The sequence below is a fragment of the Mesorhizobium sp. M1B.F.Ca.ET.045.04.1.1 genome, assembly GCF_003952465.1.
In the GTDB taxonomy this organism is placed as follows: domain Bacteria; phylum Pseudomonadota; class Alphaproteobacteria; order Rhizobiales; family Rhizobiaceae; genus Mesorhizobium; species Mesorhizobium shonense.
Genome location: NZ_CP034448.1, coordinates 3,653,431 through 3,678,556, shown reverse-complemented (window position 1 = coordinate 3,678,556; position 25,126 = coordinate 3,653,431). Strand labels below are relative to the sequence as shown.

Genomic DNA, 25,126 nt, shown 5'->3' with positions numbered 1-25,126 from the left:
GAATGACATGACCGACAAGATCACCAACTGGACCAGCGCAGACGATGCCATGGTCGAAAACGCCATCCGCCGGGGCGCCAGCCGCCGCGAGCTCCTCAAGATGCTGTTGGCCGGCGGCGCCGCGGTTGCCGCGGGCGGCGTGGTGCTTGGCCGCGCCACTCGAGCCGTCGCCGCCACGCCAGTTTCCGGTGGAAATTTTAAGGCGGCCGGCTGGTCGTCCTCGACGGCCGACACGCTCGATCCGGCAAAGGCGTCGCTCTCCACCGACTATGTCCGCTGCTGCTCGCTCTACAACCGTCTGACTTTCCTCGACAAGGATGGCAAGACGCAGATGGAGCTGGCCGAAAGCTTCGACAGCAAGGACGCCAAGACCTGGACGGTGAAGCTGCGCAAGGGCGTCACCTTCCATGACGGCAAGGATCTCACCGCCGACGACGTCGTCTTCTCGCTGAAGCGCCATCTCGACAAAGCGGTCGGCTCCAAGGTCGCCAAGATCGCCGCGCAGATGACCGGCTTCAAGGCAGTCGACAAGTCGACCGTGGAAATCACGCTCGCCGATCCGAATGCCGACCTGCCGACCATCCTGGCGCTGCATCACTTCATGATCGTCGCCGACGGCACCACCGACTTCTCCAAGGGCAACGGCACCGGCGCCTTCGTGCTGCAGACGTTCGAACCGGGCGTGCGTTCGGTGGTCACCAAGAACAAGAACTACTGGAAGTCGGGCAAGCCCTATCTCGACTCTTTCGAGTTCATCGCCATCACCGACGACAGCGCCCGCGTCAACGCCCTGATTTCCGGCGACATCAATTTTGCGGCCTCGATCAATCCGCGCTCGATGAAGCTGCTGGCGAGCCAGCAGGGCTTCGAGCTGTCGAAGACGACCTCGGGCAACTACACCGACCTCAACATCCGGCTCGACATGGATCCGGGCAGCAAGGCCGACTTCGTGGCCGGCATGAAGTATCTCGTCAACCGCGAGCAGATCGTCAAATCGGCATTGCGCGGCCTCGGTGAAATCGGCAACGACCAGCCCGTCTCGCCGGCGAACATCTTCCACAATGCCGACCTCAAGCCGAAGGCCTTCGACCCGGACAAGGCGAAGTTCCACTTCCAGAAGGCGGGCGTCCTCGGCCAGTCCATCCCCGTGGTCGCGTCCGACGCCGCAACCTCGTCGATCGACATGGCGGTGATCATCCAGGCGGCCGGCGCCGATATCGGCATGAAGCTCGACGTCCAGCGCGTCCCGTCCGACGGTTACTGGGACAACTACTGGCTCAAGGCGCCGGTCCATTTCGGCAACATCAATCCGCGCCCGACGCCGGACATCCTTTTCTCGCTCCTCTACGCCTCCAACGCGCCCTGGAACGAGAGCCAGTACAAGTCCGAGAAGTTCGACAAGATGCTGGTCGAAGCGCGCGGCTCGCTCGACCAGGCCAAGCGCAAGGAGATCTACGGCGTAATGCAGACCATGATCTCCGAGGAAGCCGGCACCATCATCCCGGCTTACATTTCCAACGTCGATGCCCTCTCCAGCAAAGTGAAGGGTTTGGAAGCGAACCCGCTCGGTGGCATGATGGGCTACGCAATGGCGGAATACCTCTGGCTCGAAGCCTAAGAGGCGCCTGCCGGGGGCCGGTCAGCCGGCCCCCGACACTGCATTGCGCAACATTGTTTGGCCGAACGCAACCGCAGGGAGCTTCCATGAAGTCTGGGGTTTTAAACCTCGTGCTGAAGCGGTTGGCGGTCGCGGTCGTCACCCTTCTGATCGTTTTGTTCGCCGTGTTCTTCGCCACCAGCATGCTGCCTGGCGACACGGCGTCGATCCTGCTCGGCCAGGCGGCGACCCCCGAGGCGGTCGCCGGCCTGCGCGAGGCCATGCATCTCAACGATCCGGCGATCCTGCGCTTCCTGCGCTGGCTTGTCGGCCTGCTTCACGGCGATCTCGGCACCTCCTATGCCAACGACATGCCGGTCGCGGCGCTGATCGGCGGGCGCTTCGTCAACACCATGAAGCTCGCCGGCATCACCACGCTCATCTCGGTGCCGCTGGCGCTGACGCTCGGCATCACCGCCGCGATGCTGCGCGGCTCCCTCTACGACCGCACCGTCACCGTGCTTTCGATCGGAGTGATCTCGGTGCCGGAGTTCATGGTGGCGACGCTGGCGGTCCTGCTCTTTGCCGTTTATCTCAGATGGCTGCCGGCGCTGTCCTCGGTCAACGAGGCGCATTCGCTGACCGACATTGTGCGCATCTATGCGATGCCCGTGATCACGCTCACCTTCGTCATCTCCGCCCAGATGATCCGCATGACCCGCGCCGCTGTGATCGAAACGCTCTCCACGCCTTACGTCGAGATGGCGCTTCTCAAGGGCGCATCGCGCAGCCGCATGGTGCTGAGACACGCGCTTCCCAACGCCCTCGGACCGATCGTCAACGCCGTCGCGCTCTCGCTGTCCTATCTGGTCGGCGGCGTCATCATCGTGGAGACGATCTTCAACTACCCCGGCATCGCCAAGCTGATGGTCGATGCGGTCGCGACCCGCGACCTGCCGCTGATCCAGAGCTGCGCGATGATCTTCTGCCTCGGCTATCTCCTGCTCATCACGGCCGCCGACATCATCGCCATCATGTCCAATCCGAGGCTCAGATGACAATGGCGCGCGCGACATCCTCAAGGCGGTCCTTCCTGGGCCACAGCTACAACCTCGTCGGCGTCGTGGCCTCGCTGGTCATCCTGGCCTGGACCCTAGTCGCGATCTTCGCGCCCTACATCATTCCCCATCCGATCGGCGACATCGTCGACGACGACTATTTCGGCCCGATGCGCCAGGGGCTGTGGCTCGGCTCGGATTATCTGGGCCGCGATATGCTCTCCAGGGTGCTGATGGGCGCGCGCTACACCGTCGGCATATCGCTTGCCGCCGTCTCCATCGCCTGCTTTTCCGGCGTCGTGCTGGGGATGATCGCGGCTGTCACCGGCGGTTGGCTCGACACTTGCCTCAGCCGCTTCCTGGATGCCATGAACTCCATCCCCAGCAAGCTGTTCGGTCTTGTCGTCGTCGCCGCGGTCGGCTCGTCGATCCCGGTGCTGATCCTGACGCTCGCCGTCATCTACATTCCCGGCGCCTACCGTTTCGCGCGCGCGCTCGCCGTCAACATCAACACCATGGACTTCATGACCGTCGCCCGCGTCCGCGGCGAGAGCACGGTCTATCTCATCGGCTCCGAGATCCTGCCCAACATCATCCGCCCGGTGCTGGCCGACTTAGGCCTGCGCTTCGTCTTCATCGTGCTCTTGCTCTCCGGCCTCTCCTTCCTTGGGCTTGGCCTGCAGCCGCCTTTAGCCGACTGGGGCGCGCTGGTGCGCGAGAACATAGGCGGCTTGCCCTTCGCGGCACCGGCCGTCATCGTGCCTTCGCTGGCAATCGCCAGCCTCACCATCAGCGTCAACCTGCTGATCGACAACCTGCCGCAGAAGATCAGGGACAGGGACGCATGACCAATCTCGTCGAAGTCAGGAACCTGAGGATCGAGGCGACGACCGATGCCGGACGTCTCGTCGAAATCATCAAGGGCGCCAGCCTCGACATCCCTGACGGCGAGATCGTCGCCCTGATCGGCGAGAGCGGCTCGGGCAAGACGACGCTGGCGCTCTCGCTGATGGGCCATGCGCGGCCCGGCTGCCGGATCACAGGTGGCGAGATCAACGTGGGCGGCAAGGACATGGCCGCGCTTTCCGAAAAGCAACGCGCCAAATCACGCGGCACCGACATCGCCTATGTTCCGCAAAGCGCCGCCGCCGCCTTCAACCCTGCCGCGACCATCATGGACCAGGTGATCGAGGTCACGCGCATCCACAAGCTGATGCCGCCCGAGCAGGCGCGCCGGCGCGCGGTCGAGTTGTTCAGGGCGCTGTCGCTGCCGGACCCGGAGGGGATCGGCGCCCGTTATCCGCACCAGGTTTCCGGCGGGCAATTGCAGCGGCTGGCGGCGGCCATGGCGCTGATTGGCGATCCCAACCTGGTCATCTTCGACGAGCCGACCACGGCGCTCGACGTGACGACGCAGATCGACGTGCTGAAGGCGTTCAAGTCAGTCATGCGCGCTGGCGGTATAGCAGGTGTCTACGTCTCGCACGACCTCGCGGTCGTCGCCCAGATCGCCGACCGCATCGTAGTGCTGAAGGGCGGCGAAGTGCAGGAGATCGGCACGACGGCTGAAATCCTTTCGGCTGCCAAGCACCCCTATACGCTGGAACTGCTGGCCGCCTTCGAACCGAAACCAAGGCAGACGCAGGCGGATGGAGATTCGGGAGCGAAGCCGCTGCTTCGCATCGACAATCTGACCGCCGGATACGGACCGGTGAAACCTGACGGGCAGCCGGTTATCCGCGCGGTCGAGTCCGTCAGCCTTGTCGTGGAGAAAGGGCGCAACCTCGGCGTCATCGGCGAATCCGGCTGCGGAAAATCGACGTTGGCGCGAGCCATCGCCGGCATCCACCCGGCGGCCTCCGGCGACATCGTGTTCGACGGTAAGGCGCTGGAGCGCGCCGCGAGGAACCGCAGCCGCGACCAGCTGCGCGAGATGCAGATCGTGTTCCAGTATGCCGATACCGCGCTCAATCCGGCCAAGCCTGTCGAGGACATCGTCTCGCGGCCGCTGGCCTTCTATCACCGGCTCGACAGGCAGGCGCGCTCGAAGCGCGTCGACGAACTGCTCGACATGGTGCGCCTGCCGAAGGCGCTGCGCTACCGTCATCCGTCAGAACTCTCGGGCGGCCAGAAGCAGCGGGTGAACTTCGCGCGTGCTCTGGCGGCCAACCCCAAGCTCATCATCTGCGACGAAATCACCTCGGCGCTCGACACTGTGGTGGCGTCCGCCGTGATCGAGCTGCTCAAGGAATTGCAGCGCGAGTTGGGTTTGTCCTACATCTTCATCAGCCACGACCTCTCGGTGGTCGAGGCCATCTGCGACCAGATCATGGTGATGTACAATGGCGAGCGGGTGGAGCAGATCACGCCTGACAAGGTGAAGGCGCCCACCCACCCCTATTCCAAGCTGCTGTTCTCCTCCGTGCCGAAGCTTGACCCGACTTGGCTCGACGGCCTCGTCCGCGATCCCGAGCTGGTCAGCCAGTACGGCCACCGCTGACTACATCGGAAATAGGCCGGAAGACTGGGAGTGACGGCAAGTTTTTCAGCCACGATTGTGTCACCAGATCAACGCGCAGGCAGGCAGAATGAAGCTTGATCAACTGGACTCTCGCTTGCTTAATATTCTGCAGACCAACAATCGCCACGGCACGGAAGAGCTTGGCCAAATGGTCGGCCTGTCGGCAACGGCGGTCCAGCGTCGTCTCAAACGGCTTCGGGAAGGGGGAGCAATCGAAGCTGACGTTTCGATCGTGAAACCCAAGACTGTCGGCCGGCCTATTGCAATGCTCGTGCTGGTTTCGCTCGAGCGCGAACGGGCTGACATCGTCGACCGCTTCAAACAATCGATCCGCCAGACTCCGGAAGTGATGAACGGTTACTACGTTACGGGAGAAGCAGATTTCGTTCTCATCGTCACATCCCGAAGCATGGAAGATTATGAAGCTTTTACCCGGAGATTTTTCTACGAGAATCACGACATCAAGGGGTTCAAGACAATGGTTGTCATGGATCGAGTGAAGGTTGGGTTTTCCATGCCAATCGATTTCGAGCATTGTCTTGATTGATGATGCGTTTAGGCCTGTCAACGGCGTGGTGCAGGCAGCCCGTGATGTGAATCTCTGCAAGAACGTGCCGCAAAAATGGGCGTGAGGCGAGCGCCGATCCGAAGACCTGGTTTACCCTGCCGCGGTCCGACTCCGACGCGTTCGGAGCGTTTCCTCTTACAAACCTACGATTGGCAGGAATTCTGCGGAAATTCAATGGAATAAGACGAAATTGCGTGCCCCGACGGACATAAGCTGAGGTTACGTTTTGTAGTCCTCGAGGGTGGAATGCAGATGGAAGCAGTCGGCCTTGAACAGGAGGGCGCGCAACAGCATCCGTCGCCGAATTTCGTTGAACTGAAATTCGTCTGTTTCTGCGATTTGGCCCCCTTAGGGATCCGAGAATGACGACTAGCGAAGATGTCGCCGAAATGGACCGTCGATCGGTTCTACATCCCTTCACCACGGCACGGACAGGAGGCGCCTGGGCATGGCTCCTGTTCTGAAGGTTCGCGAACTCCGTAAGGCATTCGGCGCTGCCAGCGTTCTCAACGGAGTGAGTTTGCAGATGCGCCAGGGCGAGGTCATTTCGCTCGTCGGTTCCTCCGGCTCGGGAAAGAGCACTGCGCTACGATGCATCAATTTTCTGGAGACCCCGAGTTCTGGTGAGATCGAGGTGATGGGCGATGCGATTACCGCATCGCAGAACGAACTCCACGAAACGGAAATCTTCAACGCGGCCAATATCAGGGTTTTTCGTCGCCGCATCGGTATGGTGTTCCAGAGCTTCAACTTGTGGCCCCATCGAACCGTGCTTGGGAACGTGACCGAAGCGCTGGTCTACGTGCTGCGCAAGAACAAGCGGGAGGCGAATGAAGCAGCGCTTTCGGCGCTATCCAAAGTGGGCATGGCCGATTTTGGCCACCGGTATCCAAGCCAGCTTTCGGGCGGGCAGCAGCAACGCGTGGCAATCGCGCGTGTTTTGGCGATGCAGCCCAAGCTGATGCTTTTTGATGAACCAACCTCCGCGCTTGATCCTGAGCTGGTCAGCGAAGTCTTGAAGGTCATCAGAACGCTTGCCGATGAGGGAGCGACCATCCTCCTCGTCACGCATGAAATGAGGTTCGCTCGGGAGGTGTCGAACCGAATGATATTCCTGCACAAGGGTGTCGTTGCGCAGGATGCCCGGCCGGAAGAACTGTTTCGAAATCCCGCAACCCAAGCGGTGAAGCAGTTCCTTTCCAGCGTGATTTCAACCGCCGCCTGATGGCGGCCATCAAACAGAAAGCAAAGAGGGGTAACTCAGAATGCTCGTAAAGAATACACTTCGCTCAATCTGCGTATCCGGCCTGATGGTGGCGGCAATAAGCGTCGCATGGGCCGAGGACGGCGTCTTGCGCGTGGGCACCGAAGGCGATGCGCCGCAGTTCAGCATGGCCGATGCCAACGGCAACGTTACCGGCTTCGACGCCGATATCGCCAACGGCATCTGCGCCGAGCTTAAGGTCAAATGCAAATTCGTGGTGCAGACGTTCAGTTCCTTGGTTCCGTCGATGGACAGCGATCGCTTTGATGTCATCATCTCGGGTCTCGGCATCACCAACGAAAGAATGAAGAAGATCGACTACTCCGTCCCCTATGCAACCACACCCCAGTATTTCGTGGTTCCGAAGGATTCTTCGCTCATGGGACTAAAGAGTCTTGCGGAAATCGAGAAGGGGCTGGCCGGCAAGACCATAGGCGTCGTGAATGGCACCACATACGCGCAGTTCATCAAGAAACATATTCCGACCGCGGACCTGAAGACCTACGACGCCACGACCCAGCAGAATTCCGATCTCGCGGCAGGCCGGCTTGACGCTGCATTCGGCGATTCCCCGACCTGGGTCGACTTCCTCGGCTCACCGGACGGCGCCAACTTTGCCCGCATCGACGTCAAGGTCACCGGAGCGGACGATCACGAAGCGCTGGGCTATGGCATGGGTGTTGGCCTGCGCAAGGGCAATACCGAACTCAAGGCCAAGCTGGACGGCGCACTCTGCAACATGATCGACAACGGCAAGGTGAAGGCTGCCTCGGAAAACTGGTTCAAGGACGACTACACAATCGCGTGCAACAAGTAATCACCCGACAGGCAACAGACCGTCGCGGCAATGCCGCGACGGTCTGATGGAATGTTTTCATGTTGCACGATATCTGGGTGCTGATGGTCGAGAAGGGCTGGCTCCTAGCGTTGCTGCGCGGGGCCGGTATCACGCTTCTGATCGGCTTTGTTGGTGTGGTTGTAGGATTGGCGGCGGCGATACCGCTTGCCATCCTTCGTTGGCGCCAGGTCCCTGTTCTGTCACAGCTTGTTGATGCCTACAGCATCATCATCCGCGGCGTTCCGGGACTACTGGTCATTTATCTCCTGTTCTTCGGCTCCGTCGACTGGGTGCGGAGAATTGCCTCGGCGTTCGGCTACGCGGATAGCGCCGAAAACGCCTATCCATTCCTTATCGGCATTATCGCGATCGCCGCCATTTCATGCGCGTACTCGATAGAAGTCATACGAGGCGCGCTGCAGGCAGTTCCCATTGGCCTCCTGGAGGCGGCTCGATCGCTTTCTTTGTCGCCGCGCGTGACCTTTTTTCGCGTGACGCTACCGCTCGCCCTCAGGCTGGCTCTGGGTGGGATCAACAACGTGTGGCAGATGACGATCAAGGATACCTCGCTCGTATCGGTCGTCGGTATGCAGGAACTGATGCGAGCGGCAGCGGTCGCCGCAGGAATCACGCGCTCGCCGCTTCTATTCTATTGCTTGGCGGCCGCGATGTTCTTCGCCATGACCGCCGTAAGCCAAGTTCTGTTCAACCGCGCCGAAAACCATTTCAATCGCGGCTTCAGTAGAGGTTAGGATGGATTTCAGCATCGTCACATATGCGGATCCATTTCTCCTCGTCGGCGCGAAGACGACCCTGCTGATTGCAGTTTTCGGCGTCGGTCTTGGATTGCCGTTCGGCATCCTGCTGGCGACAGCCCGCATTTCCCAGACCGGCACGGTTCGCAAATGCGCCGACTTCTACTGCGCGGTCTTCAGGGGCACGCCGATGCTCGTGCAGATCTTTGTGATCTACTACGGCCTCGCGCAAATAGGTTTCATACGCCACAACGCGGTTTTGTGGTGGCTGATCGGCGACAGTCTGCACGCTGCCATCCTTGCCGTCATTCTCAATACCGGTGCCTATACGGCGGAGATCTTCCGTACTGCCCTGCTCTCGCTGCCGCGCGGGCTGATCGAGGCGGCAGAAGCCTGCGGCATGTCCGGGTGGGTGGTCTTCCACCGTATCAAGTTTCCTCTGGCGCTACGTCAGGCCTTGCCTTCCTACAGCACCGAAGTCGCCGTTATCGTCAAGGAATCGAGCCTTGCCTCCACCATAACGGTGCTTGAAATCACCGGCTACGCGAAACGGCTGATGAGCGAGACATTCGCCATCATGGAAATCTTCGTCGTCACCGCTGCCTTCTATCTTGCAATCAACGTCGTCTGTCTGACTGCCCTGCATGCCATCGAAAGGCTTCTGTCTTTCGAACGGCGTTCCGCACGCTGAAAGGGTGCCCTATGTCCAAGCTTACCTTTTTCGATCAGAACAATCTCCCCGAACCCAGGAGAGGCGAACCGCTGCCGGAACGGCGCGTGGAAGGTGATCCCCGGTTTCTAACTTGGGATATCGCGCAGACCGCTGATGGCCAGGTGCAGGCTGGCGTATGGGAGGTCACGCCTGGCGCTTATCGTTCCATCAAAGGCGGGACCTTCGAATTTTGCTACATCCTTTCGGGGGTTTCGGAACTCATCGAGGATGGGTTCGAGCCGCGCCGAATTGCAGCGGGCGATGCCTTCGTCATGCACCCAGGATTCACAGGGGTCTGGCGGGTGATCGAGCCCACCCGGAAGCTCTGGGTCTCGCGCGATTGAGCGCGTGGATTGAACCAGAGATGCACGCCATGGATCCCATCTCCGCGCGTCCCTTTAAGTCCACGCCGTATTGGTGGGACGACTGCGCGTTTTCTGCTCTGCCGGTGTGGCCGGTGATCCCCAGATGCGACGTCGCCATCGTCGGCGGTGGCTATGCGGGCCTGTCGGCGGCCATCGAGCTCGCGAGGGCCGGACGCAGCGTTCAGCTTTTCGACCGGCAACCGATAGGGCAAGCCGCGTCCAGCCGAAACGGCGGCATGGCGAGCGGCAGCATAAGGCCGGGCCGCAAACAATTGATACGAAGGTTTGGTGAAGCGCGCGCCAATGGCATCTTGATGGAAGGAAAGGCTGCGCGAGAGGATCTTTGGGCCTTTCTCGAAGAGGAGCAGGTGGAGTGCGACTTTTTCCTTTCTGGCCTTTTCGACGGAGCGATAAACGACCGCGAATGCGAAGAGTTGAGCCGATACGCCGAGTTGTTGCAACGTTTTCTAGGGATTGAGGCATTTTCAGTTTCCCGTGCAGAGGTATCGCGATACATCGGCACGGAGGTCTACGCGGGTGGCTTCGCGCGCATGGACATTGGTGGTCTTCATCCCGCCAAGCTGCTGGCCGGCATACTACGGGTCGCCCGGGCAACCGACGCGGTCATTCACGAGGATACGGCGGTGCTGGGGATGGTCGCCGAGGCCGGCGGCGTGCGTGTCGCCACGTCGCGCGGCGAGGTCTTCGCCAAGAAGGTGCTGGTGTGCACCAATGCCTATACTGACGACTTCGATCCCTGGCTTCGCCGTCGTCTCGTGCCGGTGCGGAGCCGTATCGTCGCCACCGAGCCTCTGGGCAACGGCGTCATGGAGCGCCTGATGCCGAAGCGCATGATGTATGGCGACACAAGGCAGCTCAGTTACTACTACCGTCCATCGCCAGACGGCTCACGTATTCTATTTGGCGGGCGCGACGGCACGACGGAAGGGGATCCGCTTTCTCCAACCACGCACCTGCGGTCCGAACTCGGACGCATATTTCCCGAACTGGCAGGTATTGGCCTGACGCATAGCTGGTTCGGCCAAGTCGCAATGAACCGTGACATGATCCCACGAATGTTTACCGTGGGCGACACCATCTATGCCACCGGGTTCTGCGGATCCGGCGTGGTTTGGGCGCGCTGGCTCGGCAAGAAGGCTGCCTTCAAGCTTCTTGGCCAAACAGAGAAGGCCCTGTCGGCCTTCGACTTCGATCCGCCGCCGAAGGCAGTGCCATTCTACCAGGGCAAGCCATGGTTTATCCCGATCGTCTATTCGCTCTACGCGTGGAGGGACAAGCGCGCGATGCGCCGCAAGAATGAGCGCGAGAAACGGTGATGATCTTTTTCAGCGGTCGCGCGCATGGCGTTGTTTTGCGATGCTTTCGCGGTGCGCAAGACCCTAGTTCGTCAGCGTGGCGGCCACCATTGACTACATCGGAAACAGACTGGGCAGCGGCATGTGCGCCTTGACGATGGGAGACTTCAGCACCACGAAGCTGAAATATTTGTCGATGCCGATATCCATGTCGGTGAGCCGTTCCATGATCGTCTGGTACTCGCCGATGCCGGCGGTCACGAATTTCATCAAATAGTCGTAGCCGCCCGACACGAGGTGGCATTCGATGACCTGGTCGATCTTCTCCACCACGGCGAGAAAACGGGCGAAGTCCACCTGGCGGTGGTTCTTCAAGGTGATCTCGGTGAACACGGTCAGCGTTTGGCCGAGCTTGCCGATATTGACCTGCGCCGAATAGCCTTCGATGTAACCTTCCGACTGCAGCTTCTTGACCCGCATCAGGCATGGGCTGGGCGACAGGTGCACCAGCTCGGCCAGTTCCACATTGGTGATACGGCCGTTCTTCTGCAATTCGTACAGAATCTTGATGTCGATCCGATCGAGTTTCACGGCCGTCTCCACAGAACGCATGCCACAGCACAAAATGCTGCCTTGCCAGTCACCATCGACACTATCACAGCCCACCGGCCTGTCCATCAGAGCGGATACCGCTTTGAGACGCATCGGCTCCCGATTTCGGCCGAGCTGCCGGAATAAAATTCCGCCTCAGCCTCAACTGCGGCAGCGGCTGCCTGCGCAACGCGCTAGATTGGCGCTTCAAGGTGGAGAGACCATGCGCGCGCCGCTGCAGCAAATCGAAACGTCCGGCGAACTGCCGCAATCCGCGGATGCGGTGGTGATCGGCGGCGGCATCGTCGGCGTCTTCGCTGCCTACTATCTGGCAAAGCGCGGCATGAAGGTCGCGCTTATCGAGAAGGGACGCATCGGCGCCGAGCAGTCCAGCAGGAACTGGGGATGGTGCCGCCAGCAAAACCGCGATGCCCGCGAGCTGCCCATGGCGACACGAAGCCTGGATCTGTGGGAGCGCTTTGCGGCGGATACCGGCGAGGATACCGGCTTTCGCCGCTGTGGCCTGCTCTATCTCAGCAATGACGAGGCGGAACTGGCCGGCTGGGCGCGTTGGCGTGACTTCGCAAAGACGGCCGGCGTCACCACGCATATGCTCGACAGCACCGAGGCAAGCGATCGGGGTCTCGCAACGGGCCGGACGTGGAAGGGCGGCGTCTTCTCGCCGACCGACGGCACCGCCGATCCATCGCGGGCCGCGCCGGCGGTCGCCCGCGCCATCCTCAAGCTCGGGGGCAGCGTGCGCCAGAATTGCGCCGCGCGCGGCATCGAGACCGAGGGCGGGCGCCTGAGCGCAGTGGTCACCGAAAGCGGAACGATCCGGACGAAGCTGGCGGTCCTCGCCGGCGGCGCCTGGGCGTCCTCCTTTTGCCACCAGTTCGGCTTCCGCTTTCCGCAAGCGTCGGTCCGCTCCTCCATCCTGTCGGTCTCGCCCGGCGCGGAAGGCCTGCCCGATGCGCTGCACACGGCACGGATCTCGGCCACGCGTCGCGGCGACGGCGGCTATACGCTCGCCATAAGCGGACGTGGGCGCGTCGACATGACGCCGCAGCAGTTGCGCTTCTCCTCGCAGTTCCTGCCCATGTTCCTGAAGCGGTGGCGCAGCCTCGCGCCGGGCGGCCTGCAGGGCGTGCGCTCGGGGCACGAAACGCTGCAACGCTGGCGGCTCGACAGGCCGACGCCGATGGAGCGGATGCGCATCCTCGATCCGGCCCCGGATCGGGCGACCATCCGCCTGACCCACGCCCGCGCGCTCGAGCTGCTGCCGGCGCTGCGCAAGACATCGATCAGCGCGGCCTGGGCGGGCTATATCGACAGCACACCGGACGGCGTGCCCGCCATCGGCGAGATAGACACAGTTCCGGGTTTCTTTCTGGCCGCCGGATTTTCGGGACACGGTTTCGGCATCGGGCCTGGCGCCGGGCACCTCGTCGCCGATCTGGTGACCGGGTCGGAACCGATCGTCGATCCAACATCCTACGATCCACGTCGCTTCGGCGCTTCGGCCTGGGGGAAGGTCGCCGATTTCTAAGACGTGATCCTTGCCGAGCCTCCGGAATTGCATCAGCTTCCCCGGACAAAGGCGCCGATAAGCGCCGGCCGAACAGGCGCCTGCCCGCGAAATCGGCCGACAGCGCCGGGCGCGCAGCCGGTCTGCGCCGCGACGAGTTCGACGGCGGCCAACTGACAATAGCGCCCCTGGCACCGCCCCATGCCGACGCGTGAAAGCGACTTCACCCTGTTGGCCTCGCCGCCACCGAAATCCGCGCCCTCACGCACGGCTCCGGCAGTCACGCTCTCGCAGCGGCAGACGATCGCGTCGTCGGGGAGTGCACGCACCATCGCGGACGGCCAGGGAAAGGCGCAAGCCAAACCGCGGGCAAAGCGCTCGAGCCGCGCCAGCTTGCGCAGATCGGCGCCGACCGAGGGCGCTGGACGTCCGAGATCGGAAAGACATGCCGCCGCGGCAAGGCGTCCCGCGATCTCCGCCCCATCCGCCCCGAGGAGTCTGGCCCCGTCGCCCGCAAGATAGACGCCGTTACCCGCCCGGCCCATCGCGTCGGTCTTCGGCAGCCATTGGCGCCACTGCTCGTCATAGGTGAAGGCGCATCCCGCCAGATCGGCCAGATGCGTCTCCGCCCGCAGGTGCCAGCCCATGCCGATCATGTCGCATGGGGTTAGGCGCTCCCGGCCGCGGGCATCGCGCCAGCGCAGCGCTGTGACGCCCGTCTCGTCCGCCTCGATACTGTCCAGCGCCACACCAGCATGATAGCGGCGGCCGAGCCGCGCCCGCAGGACCAGACCGCGCAACGCGACGACCGGCCGGGCGGCAAGTCCCCAGAACCCCCGCATCTGCTGATGCCAGGACGAAGTGTCCAGCACCGCCGCCACATCCGCCCCAGCCTTGAGGAGCTGCGCGCCGACCAGCGTCAGCAGAGGTCCCGATCCGATCAGCACGATGCGCCGCCCAAGCGCGACGCCCTGTGCCTTGAGCGCGATCTGCGCCGCGCCGAGGCTATAGACGCCGGCGCTCTGCCAGCCGGCGACCGGGGCGACACGGTCGGATGCGCCGGTGGCAAGGATCAGGCGGTCATAGCCGATCACCTGCACGCCGCCCTCCCCCAGCACCTGGAGCCGACCCTCATGCACGGCGATGACGGAGCTTAGCGCGCAATGGGTGAGCCGGCCCTTCTCGGCCAGCCGGTCGAACAGCGCATGCAGCGCGCGCGCCTTCGCCGCCTCCGACCCGTAGAGCTGCTTCGGCGTGCGGGCGAAGCCGGCAGGCGGACGGCGATAGATCTGCCCGCCCGCGCGATGTCCTTCGTCGATCACCACCGGATGGAGCCCGGCATCGACCAATGTCGCGGCGGCCCTTATGCCGGCCGGACCCGCGCCGACGATCACGACCCGCGGCGACGAGGTCCCGTTCACGGCCAGCCCTCCGGCGGCGTGGTGCGCAGCCGCATGCCCTCGACGATAACGGTTGTGCAGGCACGCAGACGCGGTCCCTCCTCCTGCCAGACCCAGCAATCCTGGCAAGCTCCCATCAGGCAGAAGCCGGCACGCGACTCGGGTCCGAACTCCGAGCTTCGTAGGGCGTGTCCGGACCCCAGCATGGCGGTCAGCACGGTGTCGCCCGCAAGCGCGCCGCGCATTTCGCCATCGAGAAGGAACTGCACCTCTGCCCGGTCGCGCTCGGCCAGCCGGACGATGCGGCCGGCGGTGATCATTCCGCGGCCTCTCGCACCGGGCCTGGGCGAGGCAGTTCGGGGAAGCGTTCGCAGACCGCTTCGAAGGCCGCCTGGACACGCTGCGGCCCGGAGCGTCCTTTCATGCGCCGGAAGATCTCCGTCTTGGCGAAGAACCGCCAGTGGATCGGCAAGGCGTCCAACAGAGTGTGGAGCCGGTCATAGGCCGCCGGCGTCCATTGCGCTTCGTAGCCGTCGCGCTCCGGGCCGAAGTGGAAATGACCGGCGGACGGCACCTGCCCCGCGCGCAACCGCTCCGTCGCTTGCGCGTCGACCTCGCCGCCGCTGAGGACGACGCCATAATCGCGCTCGGCTGCGGCCGCCGAGACATAGCCGCGCCGCACATCCTGGGCGATCCGCCAGGCCTCGCGCTGATGCGGATCGCCGCGCCCGCCGCCTCCGGCGGAGCGGATTTCCAGCACGTCGCCGGGCTGCAGGACCGCCGTGTCGATGTTGCCCAGCCGCCGCTCGTGCTCTGTCCCCGGATTGACGACCATGTCCGACAGGCCGGCTGCCTTGCCGCCGAGCACGCCCCAGGGACGAAAGAAGCTGCGATCCCGGTTGCGCGCCGTGATCCTGGAGTCGGGGGCAAAGACGCGGAAGGCCATCTCGGTCGCCAGCCCGCCGCGCCAGCGGCCTGGGCCGCCGCTGTCCTTGGCGAGCCCGTATCTCACGAACTCGACCGGCGTTTCGGTCTCCGTGATTTCGATCGGCGTGTTCTTCAGATATGCGGCATCGGCGCCCGATCCGTTGGTGCCGTCGCGATGCGGCATCGCGCCGCCGCCGCCCACCACGGGGTTCACCGCCGCGATGACGCTCCGGCTGGTGCGCTCATCCGTGGTCATGACGTTGACGATGCAGTTGTTGCCGGCCGGCGCCGCCGGCAGGCGTTCCGGCACGGCTTGCGAAAAAGCTCCGAAGATGACCGACCGCAGCCGGGCGCAGGTGAGCGAGCGCATGCCGACGGCTGCGGGATGGACCGGGTTCAGCACCGAACCTTGCGGCGTGATGCAGGTAAACGGCCGGGTGAGACCCGTGTTGAGCAGGATCTTCGGGTTGAGCGTATAGAGCACATAGTAGACGCCGACGAGCAGCATGGTGTGGCGCGGGTCGCCGCCTGAAGGCACATTGAGCGAGGAGCCGAGCTGCGGATCGGAGCCGGTGAAGTCGAGCACCGCCTCGTCGCCCCTGATGGTCAGCGTCAGCTTCAGCCGGCAGGGATTGGCCTCGACGGAATCCTCATCGGCGTAGTCGGCGAATTCCCATGTGCCGTCGGGCATGGAGCGCAGCACGTCGCGCGCCTGCGCCTCCGCATGGTCGAGGAGAGCTGAAACGCCTTCGATGAAGCCGGCCTTGCCGAACTTCTTCACCATTGCCTGGATCTTGCGCTCGCCGGTGTTGAGCGCGCCGACCAGCGCCTTGATGTCGCCGATGTTGAGGTCGGGCTTGCGCACATTGGTGCTCATGATCTTGAGGATCGTCTCGTCGAAGACGCCTTCCCTGACCAGCTTCATCGGCGGAAAGCGGATGCCTTCCTGATGGATTTCGGTCAGCGCGCGGCTGAGCGAAGCCGGCACCGCACCGCCCATGTCGGTGTTGTGAATGTGCCCCCCGGTCCAGGCGACGATCTCGCCGTCGACGAAGACCGGCTTCCACAGATGCGTGTCGGGCGCGTGCGTGGCGACGTGGCCGGAATAGGGATCGTTGGTGAAGGCGACGTCTCCGGGCCGGTAGTCGTCGACCATCGCGATCGCGCGGTGATAGGAAAGCCCTGGATACCAGGTGGCGCCGAGTTCCATCGGGACGGCGAAGGTCGCCCCTGAACGGTCCATCAGCATCACCGTGAAATCCTGCGTCTCCTTGACGAAGGCCGAGTGCGCGGTGCGATGCAGCGTGTGCGCCATGTTCTCGGCGGCCGCGCGGGCATGGTTCGCCAGAACCTGAAGGTTTGTGCGGTCGAACAATGGCGTCACTCCACGAAGGTCAGGAGAAGGTTGAGGTGGCGGTCGACCCGTGCCTGCGCTCCGGCGGGAATGGCAAAGGTGGTGTCCTCCTGAACGACCACAGCTGGCCCCTGGAACGTGCTGCCGGGTACCAGGTTCTGCCGGTCGTGGAGGTCGACGGTCTCGACGCTCGTGCCAGTATAGACCGGAAGCCGACGGGCCACACTGACCGGGGCTTCGATCTCGTCGATCTCCGGGAAGGAGAGCGCCGGCCCTGCGCCGATCGCCGACAGCCGGACATTCACAAGCTCTATCTCACCCTCCAGGTCGTGGAAATCGTAGAGCTGCTCATGAGTGCGGTGGAAGGCTTGCTTGACAGCATTCACGTCGCCATCCGCCAGCCATTTCGGCGAAAGGACGACCTCGATCTCGTAGCTCTGACCGACATAGCGCATGTCGCAGGAGAGATTGAGCTCAACCGCCGCATCATGCCCCTGCGCCGCAAGCCAGTCGCGCCCCTCTTGCGCGAGAGTCTCGAAGGTCTCACGGATGGTCGGCAGCGATGCGGCCGACAGCGGACTGAAGATCGTGCGAATGAAGTCTCCGCGCAGGTCCGCCACCAGCCCGCCCAGCGCCGACACCACACCGGGACGGCGCGGAGCCATGACGCGCTTCATCCCGAGCTCGCGGGCCAGGAACGCGCCGAGCATGGGGCCGCCGCCGCCGAAGGGCATCAGCGTGAACTCGCGCAAGTCGACGCCGGCGCGCGAGGCGAGCTTCTCGACTTCGACGAACATCTCCGATACCGCGATGTCGAGGATCGCCTGCGCGGTCTGCTCGACTGGGCGGCCGAGCCGGGCAGCGAGCTCGCCGACCGCGCGATGCGCCAGTCCGGTATCGATCCGGAGCTGGCCATAGGCCATCTCGCTGTGGCCGAGCCAACCGCACACCACCATGGCGTCCGTCACCGTCGCCCGCTCGCCGCCACGGCCATAGCATGCCGGTCCAGGCGTCGAGCCGGCCGACTCCGGTCCGACGCGCAGCACGCCTTGCGCGTCGACACCGGCGATCGAACCGCCGCCGACGCCGATCGAGCTCACCGACACGGACGGAATATGGAGCGGAAACTCGCCGATCAACTCGCCGGTCCCGAACTGCGCCTCGCCGCCGATGATCAGTGCGAAATCGGCCGATGTCCCGCCGATGTCGAGCGTAAGAACCTTGTCCTCGCCTGCCTGGCGCGCCAGCCATGAGGCGCCGATGACGCCAGAAGCCGTTCCCGACAGCAGCATGTTCACGCAGGCGCGCTTGCCTTCGGCAGCGTTCATCAGCCCGCCGTTCGACTTCGTCAGCATCGGGCGGGCCGGCACGCCGCGGGTTTTCAGCCGCGCTTCCAGAGCCGTCAGATAGGCCGAGACGCGCGGATGGACGTAGCCATTGAGGATGGCGGTCGAGCTGCGCTCGTATTCGCGGATGACCGGCCACACCTCGGCTGAGGTGAAGACGAAGAGCTCGGGCGCAAGACGCGCGATCGCCGCCTTCACCGAAGCCTCCTGCGCGGCATTGCGCCAGGCATGCAGGAAGGACACGATGATCCCTTGCGCTCCGTTCGCTTTCGCCGCCGCGACCGCCCTCTCCACCGCCGTCATGTCCGGCGCCTGGGTTTCGCTCCCATCGGCACGCATGCGAGCCGGAATGCCGAACACCATGTCGCGCGAGATCAAAGGGTCCGGCCGCGAGCAGAACAGCGAGTACATGTCCGGCATGCGAAGCCGCGCGAGTTCGATCAGGTCCTCGAAGCCCGCATTGGTGAGCAGCGCGAGCGGCGCGCCCTTGCGCTGGATGATCGTGTTGATGCCGACCGTCGTGCCGTGCACGAAGCGCGTCATATGGGTCGGATCGAAGCCTTCGCGCTCGGCCAGAAGGGCAAGGCCGGTCATCAGCTCGGCGCCCGGATCTTCAGGCGTCGTCAGCACTTTCAGCGAGGCGACCCGTCCGGAGCGGGCTTCGAGCGCGCAGAAATCGATGAATGTCCCGCCGATATCGACGCCAACCTTCCAGTCGGCCCCATTCTGCGCTGCATCCGCGATGGCACCATCCATGACGCGTCCCTTCCTGTCTTGCCAAACAAATGCTGGCATGACCGGATGGTCCGGGTCCAAGATGGATGACGGGCTAGGTTATAAGCCCTGCTTATACTCTTCCGTCTCGTTCACCCAGGACAGCGGAGCATGCGGCGCGGATCTGATCGCGCATCATCTCATCGGCCCGCGAAAGCGCCCGTGCTCGCGAGGTAAGCAGCGCGATCGGGAATTCCGGTCCCGCCACCAGCGGCCTGACTTCAAGTCCGGCAAACTGGCGCCACGGCAGGAGCGCGTCGACCAGGGCGATGCCCATGCCGGCCTGGACGAAGCCGACCGCGGAGATCGACACGTCGATCTCGAGCGACGGCGAAAGTGTCACGCCCTGGGCGCGGGCCGCATGGGCCAGTTCGTCGGCGGGACGGGTGTTTCCGCGGTAGGATATCAACTCCTCACCGACGAGATCAGCGAGCGTCAGCTCGGTCTTCTTCTGCAACGCGTGCCCGGCGGGCAGCAGGCAGGCGAAGCCGATGCTGCCCATCACCTCGGCGTCAATGTCGGGAGGCAGGCGATCGTCCATGGCCACGCCCAGGCTCGCATCGCCCGCGCGCAGCATGTCGATGATCGCGGCGATCGGCGCAATGTTGGAGCGCAGCAATATATCGGGATGCTGCGCCCGGAATTTGGTGAACGCGCGCGGCAATATCGCCATGGCCGGCGGGGGCGAGGCCGCGACCCGCACCAGCCCGGTCCGGCCCAACCGCAGGTCAGTGGTCTTGCGGCGAAGGCCCTCCAACCCCGCCGACAACCGTTCGGCATCTGCAAAGATCTCCAGCGCCTCCGGAGTAGGCCGCAGCCGGCCTTTCACCCGCTCGAACAGCGTGAAGCCGAGTTCGTCCTCTGTGTGGAGCAGCACCTGGCTGAGCGCAGGCTGAGAAATGTTCAGCATCCGCGCCGCGGCGGTGACGGTGCCCGCGCGCATGACGGCGATGAACACTTCGAGCTGCCGAGCCCGCATTGCCACTCCATAGGTAAAGCTTATGGCTTTTGTCCAAACCCATCTTTGACGCAATGCCGCGGCGCGGACAAGATGGACGCATCCAAGGATCGGCCGCTCTGCGCTAGGGAATGACTATGGGTGTGATCGTGCTGGGCGGCGGCCTGATGGGGACGGCTTCGGCCTATTTCCTCGCCAGGCGCGGCGCGCGCGTTACGCTGATCGAACGCAACCGCGTAGGGGCCGGAGCAACCGTCGCCTCTTTCGGCAACATCCGGCGCACCGGGCGTCATCTGTCCCAGCTTCCGCTGGCCCACCGCTCGTTGAGACTGTGGGGCGAGGCCGAAAAAATGCTTGGCCGCGACGTGGAGTTCCGGGCCACCGGTCATATCCGGCTGATCTTCGATGACGGCGGCCTCGCCGACATGCGGGCCTATGCTCAAGCCGCGCGGCCCTGGGGGCTCGAGCTGGAGGAACTAGACCCGCGCGAGATCCGTGCCCGCTTTCCCGGCCTCGGTCCCGACGCGATCGCGGCGTCGTTCTCGCCGCATGACGGCAGCGGCAATCCGCGGCTGATCGCGCCGGCCTTTGCCGAAGCCGCTCGCAAGCTCGGCGCGGAAATCATCGAGGGAGCCCTGGTCGAAAAGATCGAGCGGACCGACTCCGGTTTCCTTGTCGCCACCTCAAAAGGTTCATTCGCCGCCGAATGCCTGCTCAATGCCGCGGGTGCTTGGGGCGCGCGCATCGCCGCGCAGTTCGGCGAGGAGGTTCCGCTCGACGCCCGTGGCCCGCAGATGGGCGTGACGGAGCCGCTGCCGCATCGCATCTTGCCGGTGGTCGGCATCTGGACGCGCGACAAGGATTACGGCGCCTATCTGCGTCAGGTCGAGCGCGGCAACATCGTCTTCGGCGGCGCGGCCGAAAGGGTGCCGGTGGACCTCGATCCAGGCTATGCGGTCGCCGACCCCATGCGCCTGCCGGCGCAGTTGCGCGCCGTCGCCCGGCTGCTGCCGGCGATCGCGCAGGTCGCGGTCATCCGCACCTGGTCCGGCTGCGAGGGCTACGTGCGGGACATGCTACCCGTGATGGGGCGCTCGGCGACGACGCCAGGACTGTTCCACGCCTTCGGCTTCAGCGGACACGGCTTCCAGCTTGGCCCGGGCGTCGGCGACGCCATGGCCGAGCTCATCACGACCGGCCGCTGCGAGACGCCGCTCGATGATTTCAGGGTCGATCGCTTCAGCCGCGCCTGAACAGCGGCGTTGCCAGGAAGTGGAAAGGGTTGGCTTCTATCCGACCAAGCGGGATGAACTCGCGCTGTTGACACCTGAGAGGGCGGCAATCACGGCAGCGGTGGCCGCCAAGATCCGGACTGAGATACTCTCCTCGACCAGTGACGGTTTCAATTGCCACCATAAGGCGACGCGCCGCGGCCTGCTCGCCGAGATGGTCAAGCATCAGGCTCGCCGTCCAGAACGACCCAAGCGGATTGGCGACGCCCTTGCCGGTGATGTCGAAGGCCGATCCATGGATTGGCTCGAACATCGACGGACGCGCGCGTGACGGGTCGATGTTCGCGGTTGAGCCTATGCCAGCGAACCACCGAGTGCCGCGGCCAGATCGGACAGGATGTCGGCATGTAGATTGGTCGCCAGCACCGTGTCGATGCTGCCGGGCTTGTTGACCATGCGCTGGGTCATGGCGTCGACCAGCATCCAGTCGACGGTGAGGCCGGAATAGTCTCGAACGACTTCGCGCACGACTTCGTCCCACAGCACCATGCCATGGCGCTGCGCGTTCGACTTGGTGACGACGGTCAAGAGCTTGCGCGGGCGCGACATGGCAAGATCGCAGGCAAAACGGGCGATCCGCTCGATGCCGCTGCGGGTGAAGACCGCAACATCCATGCCGACCTCGATCGGCAGGCCGCGATGGGCGCGGCCGCCGACGCCGGCATATTCGCCTTCGCTGTTCTCGGCCCGTCGATCTGCTGGCCGAGTTCAGGCCGCAACGGACCGGTGAGGCCCGGCAGAAGGCGCGTCGGCCGCACATTGGCGTACTGGTCGAACCCCTGGCAGATGGCCAGCCGCAAACCCACAGCGTGATGTCGTCCGGCAGGTTCGGATCGCCGACCGAGCCGAAATAGATCGCGTCGAAGTCCTGGATCTGAGAGAGCCCATCCTGCGGCATCATGCGGCCGTTGCGGCGATAATAATCCGAGCCCCAATCGAAACGCTTGAACTCGAAGGCAAGGCCCGGCTCGACGGCAGCGAGCGCTTCCAGCACCTCGACGCCGGCCTCGACAACCTCCGGGCCGATGCCGTCACCGCCGATCACGGCGATCCTATGCAAGGACATTTTCAGCTTCCTTCTCGATGGCAGCGACGATGGCGCTGGTCATTCCTTCGGTGTTGGTGGTTCCGCGTATGTCGCCCGTGCACGTTTCGGGCCGCGCGAGCGCGGCGATCGTGGCCTCCGCCAAGATCGACGATGCTGCGAGCGCCTCTGCTATGCCTCGGTTGTGGCCAAGCCATTCTGATAGCATGCGAGTGGATTCGACATCATCCCGACCTACCATCTTCTCACCCTGGGTTGGGGGCTGGAGAGCTATCACTGGTTCTTCATGGCGCAGAAGGCGCCCTTCCCCGAGAAAGCTGATCTGCGCCGACCTCGACTATTACATCAACTACAAGCTCAACAAGAAAGGCGTGGACCTGGAGATATTCACGCCGGAAGCCTTCAAGGAATATGCCCGCTGCACGACGCCCGAGCAGATCCATGCGGTGTGCGAGGACTACCGCGCGACCGCGACGCTCGACCTCGTCATGGACACCGCCGATTCGGCAGGAAGACGATCCAGTGCCCGGTCATGGTGATCTGGGGCAGCAACAGCCATGTCGGACGGCATCTCAAGCCGATCGAAGCCTGGACCCCCTGGGCGCCGGATCTCCGAGGCTGGGCCATTGCGACCGGCCACTATCCGGCCGAACATCGCCCCGACCTGGTCTATGAGAGCTTCTGGACCTTCTTCAACGGAAGCGAGCCGAAGCCCTACCAGCCTTGAGGATGCGCCGAATTGACTTTCGACCGCGGCGGCAGCCGCGGCCACGCCCGTCTACAATTGCGAACAGAGACGGTAGGCCTCATAGATCGACGAATAGATATCGCGGCTGGCAACAGCGTCGCCAATGCGGTGCAGCTCGAACGATCCGGCGGCTGGAGCCTTGTTGCCCTCTTTCGCCCCTGCTCCGGTCATCAGCGCAATGTCGGTGACGCCGTTGTTGGAAGAGCGGGCACGCAGTTCCTGATAGACGTCCTCGATGGGGACCGTGCCACGCTCGACTATGACTTGAGCCGCGCTCAATTCCATCTCTGTACCGGTGAGCTCATGCCGGAATCTGGCGATGATGCCGTTGCCTTGGCGCACGGCTTTGATCAGCCGGACGTCACTGACGACCCGGATGCCGAGTTCCGCGGCGCGTTTGCGGAAGCTCACCCTGTCTGGATAAGGGGTCTCGACCGCCAGCGTGTCGTCCGCGATGGCGAGTGTGACCGCACGGCCCAGGCGGGCGAAATGAAGTGCGCAGGAAACAGCCGCCTGGCGTCCGGTCTCGTCATAGATGAGAATGTCGTCCTTCGCCGGCACGGCTCCGGTCAGCATGTCCCAGACGCTGTCGCAGTGTTCAGCGCCGTCCAGCCGTTCCATGTCCGGAATGCCGCCCGTGGCGACGATCACTGTGTCGGGCCTGTCGGCAAGGACGATCTCCGCATCCGCGTAAGCGTTGAGGCGGACATCCACACCGAGGCGGGTGAGTTCGTTGACGCGCCAGTCGACGATGCCGATGAGATCCTTGCGATCGGAGGCGGAGGCGGCGATCAGCACCTGGCCGCCAAGCCGCGCTCCAGCTTCGAGCAGGATCACGTCGTGCCCGCGTTCGGCGGCAACCCGCGCCGCTTCCATCCCGCCGGGCCCGCCGCCGACCACGACCACCCGCCTCGGCGTTTCGGCCCGGTCGATGATGTGGCTGACGATCGTTTCGTGGCCGCTGGCCGGGTTGTGGACGCATTGGACCTTCTTGTAGAGGCAGTAGGATGCGCCGACGCAGGGGCGGATGCGCTCCTCTTCTCCCCGTATCACCTTGTTGACGATATGCGGGTCGGCGATATGCGCCCGCGTCATGCCGACCAGGTCGACAAGCTTCTCGCGGATCGCATGCCGGGCCGTCGCTACGTCGCGAATGGCTGCCGCGTGAATGACGGGCAGCCTGGTTTCCCGCTTGAACTGCCCGACCAGCGGCAGGAACGGCGCGCTCCGGCTGAACATGCCAGGCATGTTCTGCTCGGCCAGGGCCAAGTCGGTGTCCATCCGACCAAAGATGCAGTTGAAGAAATCGATATGCCCTTCCCGCTCGAACAGCCGGGCGAAGGCAAGGCATTCCTCGAAATCCGACCCATTCTCGACCGCCTCGTCGATCACGAACCGGATGCCGACGGCAAAGTCGTCGCCGACCGCCCGGCGGATCGCCTCGTGGATCATCAGGCCGAAGCGCGCGCGGTTTTCGAGCGAGCCGCCGAAGCCGTCCGTGCGCCGGTTGGTTCTTGGAGAGAGGAACTGACCGATCAGATGTCCGCCGGTGACCGTCTCGACGCCGTCGAGACCGCCATCGCGGCAGCGCCTGGCGGCGCTTGCGTAGTCGCCGACGATCCTGCCGATGTCCGAGGCATCCATCTCCTTCGGAAAATTCCGGTTTCGCGTCTCGCGCACGCGCGACGGCGCCACCGGCGGAAGCCAGTTGCCGGCATAGGCGGTGGCGCGCCGGCCCAGATGCGATACCTGGCACATGACGGCGGCGCCGTGGCGGTGGATTCGCTGCGACAGCGATTGGAGATGCGGGACGATGCGATCGCTCGAAAGATCCAGTTGACCGCCGCCCCAACTGGAATCCGGCGACGTCATCGCCGAGCCGCCCATCATGGTCATGGCGAGGCCACCGCGCGCCTTCTCCTCGTGGTAGCGCTGGTAGCGCTCGAGCGGCAGGCCGCCATCGTCCAGCATCGAAGCGTGACTGGTGCTGACGACGCGGTTGCGCAGAACCAGTCCCTTGAGCCGGAACGGTTGAAGCAACGGATCCAGCGATGTCTCCATACCCTTGGACTGCGGTGCCGCTAAGGTCACGTTCTGCTCCGAACCATTCATGAAAGTTATAGTCCGTTATTTGGAGAGCCTTAGAAAGATTGAAAATTCTTTTGGTAG

The 25,126-nt window shown here is 63.8% G+C and carries 22 protein-coding genes and 1 pseudogene; 15 read left to right on the top strand and 8 right to left on the bottom strand.

What is annotated here, in order from left to right:
- The first annotated feature begins 7 nt into the window (after positions 1-7).
- From EJ071_RS17975 to EJ071_RS17925, 11 genes are all read left to right on the top strand, one after another.
- Positions 8-1,618, top strand: a complete 1,611-nt coding sequence (locus EJ071_RS17975) for an ABC transporter substrate-binding protein (protein WP_126099042.1) — start codon at positions 8-10, stop codon at positions 1,616-1,618.
- An 86-nt stretch (positions 1,619-1,704) separates the two neighbouring features.
- The gene (locus tag EJ071_RS17970) at positions 1,705-2,655 is read left to right on the top strand and encodes an ABC transporter permease (protein ID WP_126099041.1); all 951 of its coding nucleotides are present in this window, start codon (positions 1,705-1,707) and stop codon (positions 2,653-2,655) included.
- Entirely contained in the window at positions 2,652-3,503 is an 852-nt protein-coding gene (locus EJ071_RS17965) for an ABC transporter permease (protein ID WP_126099040.1), read from the top strand. Before EJ071_RS17970 ends, EJ071_RS17965 begins: the two co-directional genes overlap by 4 nt.
- Positions 3,500-5,155 carry an ABC transporter ATP-binding protein gene (locus EJ071_RS17960; RefSeq protein ID WP_126099039.1) on the top strand — a complete coding sequence of 552 codons (1,656 nt, stop codon included), beginning with the start codon at positions 3,500-3,502 and terminating at the stop codon, positions 5,153-5,155. Before EJ071_RS17965 ends, EJ071_RS17960 begins: the two co-directional genes overlap by 4 nt.
- An 88-nt stretch (positions 5,156-5,243) precedes the next feature.
- Positions 5,244-5,723 (top strand): Lrp/AsnC family transcriptional regulator, encoded by a 480-nt coding sequence (locus EJ071_RS17955; RefSeq protein ID WP_126099038.1) that lies wholly within the window; start codon positions 5,244-5,246, stop codon positions 5,721-5,723.
- A gap of 469 nt (positions 5,724-6,192) precedes the next feature.
- A complete protein-coding gene (locus EJ071_RS17950; RefSeq protein WP_189521508.1) occupies positions 6,193-6,969 on the top strand; it encodes an amino acid ABC transporter ATP-binding protein in 777 nt (258 codons plus the stop codon).
- A gap of 40 nt (positions 6,970-7,009) precedes the next feature.
- Positions 7,010-7,825 carry a transporter substrate-binding domain-containing protein gene (locus tag EJ071_RS17945; RefSeq protein WP_126099036.1) on the top strand — a complete coding sequence of 272 codons (816 nt, stop codon included), beginning with the start codon at positions 7,010-7,012 and terminating at the stop codon, positions 7,823-7,825.
- A 59-nt stretch (positions 7,826-7,884) separates the two neighbouring features.
- Positions 7,885-8,598 carry an ABC transporter permease subunit gene (locus tag EJ071_RS17940; RefSeq protein WP_126099035.1) on the top strand — a complete coding sequence of 238 codons (714 nt, stop codon included), beginning with the start codon at positions 7,885-7,887 and terminating at the stop codon, positions 8,596-8,598.
- 1 nt (position 8,599) lies between these two features.
- Entirely contained in the window at positions 8,600-9,292 is a 693-nt protein-coding gene (locus EJ071_RS17935; RefSeq protein ID WP_126099034.1) for an ABC transporter permease subunit, read from the top strand.
- 11 nt (positions 9,293-9,303) lie between these two features.
- Positions 9,304-9,657 carry a cupin domain-containing protein gene (locus EJ071_RS17930; RefSeq protein ID WP_126099033.1) on the top strand — a complete coding sequence of 118 codons (354 nt, stop codon included), beginning with the start codon at positions 9,304-9,306 and terminating at the stop codon, positions 9,655-9,657.
- Positions 9,658-9,677: 20 nt separating this feature from the next.
- Positions 9,678-11,015, top strand: a complete 1,338-nt coding sequence (locus tag EJ071_RS17925) for an FAD-binding oxidoreductase (protein WP_126099032.1) — start codon at positions 9,678-9,680, stop codon at positions 11,013-11,015.
- 93 nt (positions 11,016-11,108) lie between these two features.
- Here EJ071_RS17925 and EJ071_RS17920 read toward each other — a convergent pair whose 3' ends face one another.
- On the bottom strand, positions 11,109-11,585 hold the full coding sequence (locus EJ071_RS17920) for an Lrp/AsnC family transcriptional regulator (protein ID WP_126099031.1): 477 nt from the start codon (positions 11,583-11,585) through the stop codon (positions 11,109-11,111).
- Between the two features lie 223 nt (positions 11,586-11,808).
- Between EJ071_RS17920 and EJ071_RS17915 the strand changes: the two genes are divergently transcribed.
- Positions 11,809-13,134 (top strand): FAD-binding oxidoreductase, encoded by a 1,326-nt coding sequence (locus EJ071_RS17915; RefSeq protein ID WP_126099030.1) that lies wholly within the window; start codon positions 11,809-11,811, stop codon positions 13,132-13,134.
- A gap of 32 nt (positions 13,135-13,166) precedes the next feature.
- Here the strand turns inward: EJ071_RS17915 and EJ071_RS17910 are convergent, their stop codons facing one another.
- The 5 genes from EJ071_RS17910 to EJ071_RS17890 all read right to left on the bottom strand — a co-directional run bounded on the left by EJ071_RS17910 (position 13,167) and on the right by EJ071_RS17890 (position 19,893).
- A complete protein-coding gene (locus EJ071_RS17910; protein WP_126099029.1) occupies positions 13,167-14,534 on the bottom strand; it encodes an FAD/NAD(P)-binding oxidoreductase in 1,368 nt (455 codons plus the stop codon).
- Positions 14,531-14,833, bottom strand: a complete 303-nt coding sequence (locus EJ071_RS17905) for a (2Fe-2S)-binding protein (RefSeq protein WP_126099028.1) — start codon at positions 14,831-14,833, stop codon at positions 14,531-14,533. Before EJ071_RS17905 ends, EJ071_RS17910 begins: the two co-directional genes overlap by 4 nt.
- Positions 14,830-16,815, bottom strand: coding sequence for a hydantoinase B/oxoprolinase family protein (locus EJ071_RS17900; protein ID WP_126099027.1), 1,986 nt, complete (start codon positions 16,813-16,815; stop codon positions 14,830-14,832). Before EJ071_RS17900 ends, EJ071_RS17905 begins: the two co-directional genes overlap by 4 nt.
- A 5-nt stretch (positions 16,816-16,820) precedes the next feature.
- Positions 16,821-18,896 (bottom strand): hydantoinase/oxoprolinase family protein, encoded by a 2,076-nt coding sequence (locus EJ071_RS17895; RefSeq protein WP_126099026.1) that lies wholly within the window; start codon positions 18,894-18,896, stop codon positions 16,821-16,823.
- A gap of 91 nt (positions 18,897-18,987) precedes the next feature.
- Entirely contained in the window at positions 18,988-19,893 is a 906-nt protein-coding gene (locus EJ071_RS17890) for a LysR family transcriptional regulator (protein ID WP_126099025.1), read from the bottom strand.
- 116 nt (positions 19,894-20,009) lie between these two features.
- Between EJ071_RS17890 and EJ071_RS17885 the strand changes: the two genes are divergently transcribed.
- On the top strand, positions 20,010-21,125 hold the full coding sequence (locus EJ071_RS17885) for an FAD-binding oxidoreductase (protein WP_126099024.1): 1,116 nt from the start codon (positions 20,010-20,012) through the stop codon (positions 21,123-21,125).
- A gap of 36 nt (positions 21,126-21,161) precedes the next feature.
- Here the strand turns inward: EJ071_RS17885 and EJ071_RS17880 are convergent.
- Positions 21,162-22,230, bottom strand: a pseudogene (locus EJ071_RS17880) (isocitrate/isopropylmalate family dehydrogenase).
- 29 nt (positions 22,231-22,259) lie between these two features.
- On the opposite strand from EJ071_RS17880, the gene EJ071_RS38560 reads away from it, so the two are divergent.
- Together EJ071_RS38560 and EJ071_RS38555 are read left to right on the top strand one after the other, a co-directional pair.
- Positions 22,260-22,748: a hypothetical protein gene (locus EJ071_RS38560; protein ID WP_189521507.1), complete on the top strand. Its 489-nt coding sequence runs from the start codon at positions 22,260-22,262 to the stop codon at positions 22,746-22,748.
- Positions 22,742-22,936, top strand: a complete 195-nt coding sequence (locus EJ071_RS38555; RefSeq protein ID WP_189521506.1) for a hypothetical protein — start codon at positions 22,742-22,744, stop codon at positions 22,934-22,936. The genes EJ071_RS38560 and EJ071_RS38555 overlap by 7 nt, the downstream gene beginning before the upstream one ends.
- Positions 22,937-22,987: 51 nt before the next feature.
- Here the strand turns inward: EJ071_RS38555 and EJ071_RS17870 are convergent, their stop codons facing one another.
- Positions 22,988-25,069, bottom strand: coding sequence for an FAD-dependent oxidoreductase (locus EJ071_RS17870; protein WP_126099023.1), 2,082 nt, complete (start codon positions 25,067-25,069; stop codon positions 22,988-22,990).
- Positions 25,070-25,126 lie beyond the last annotated feature (57 nt).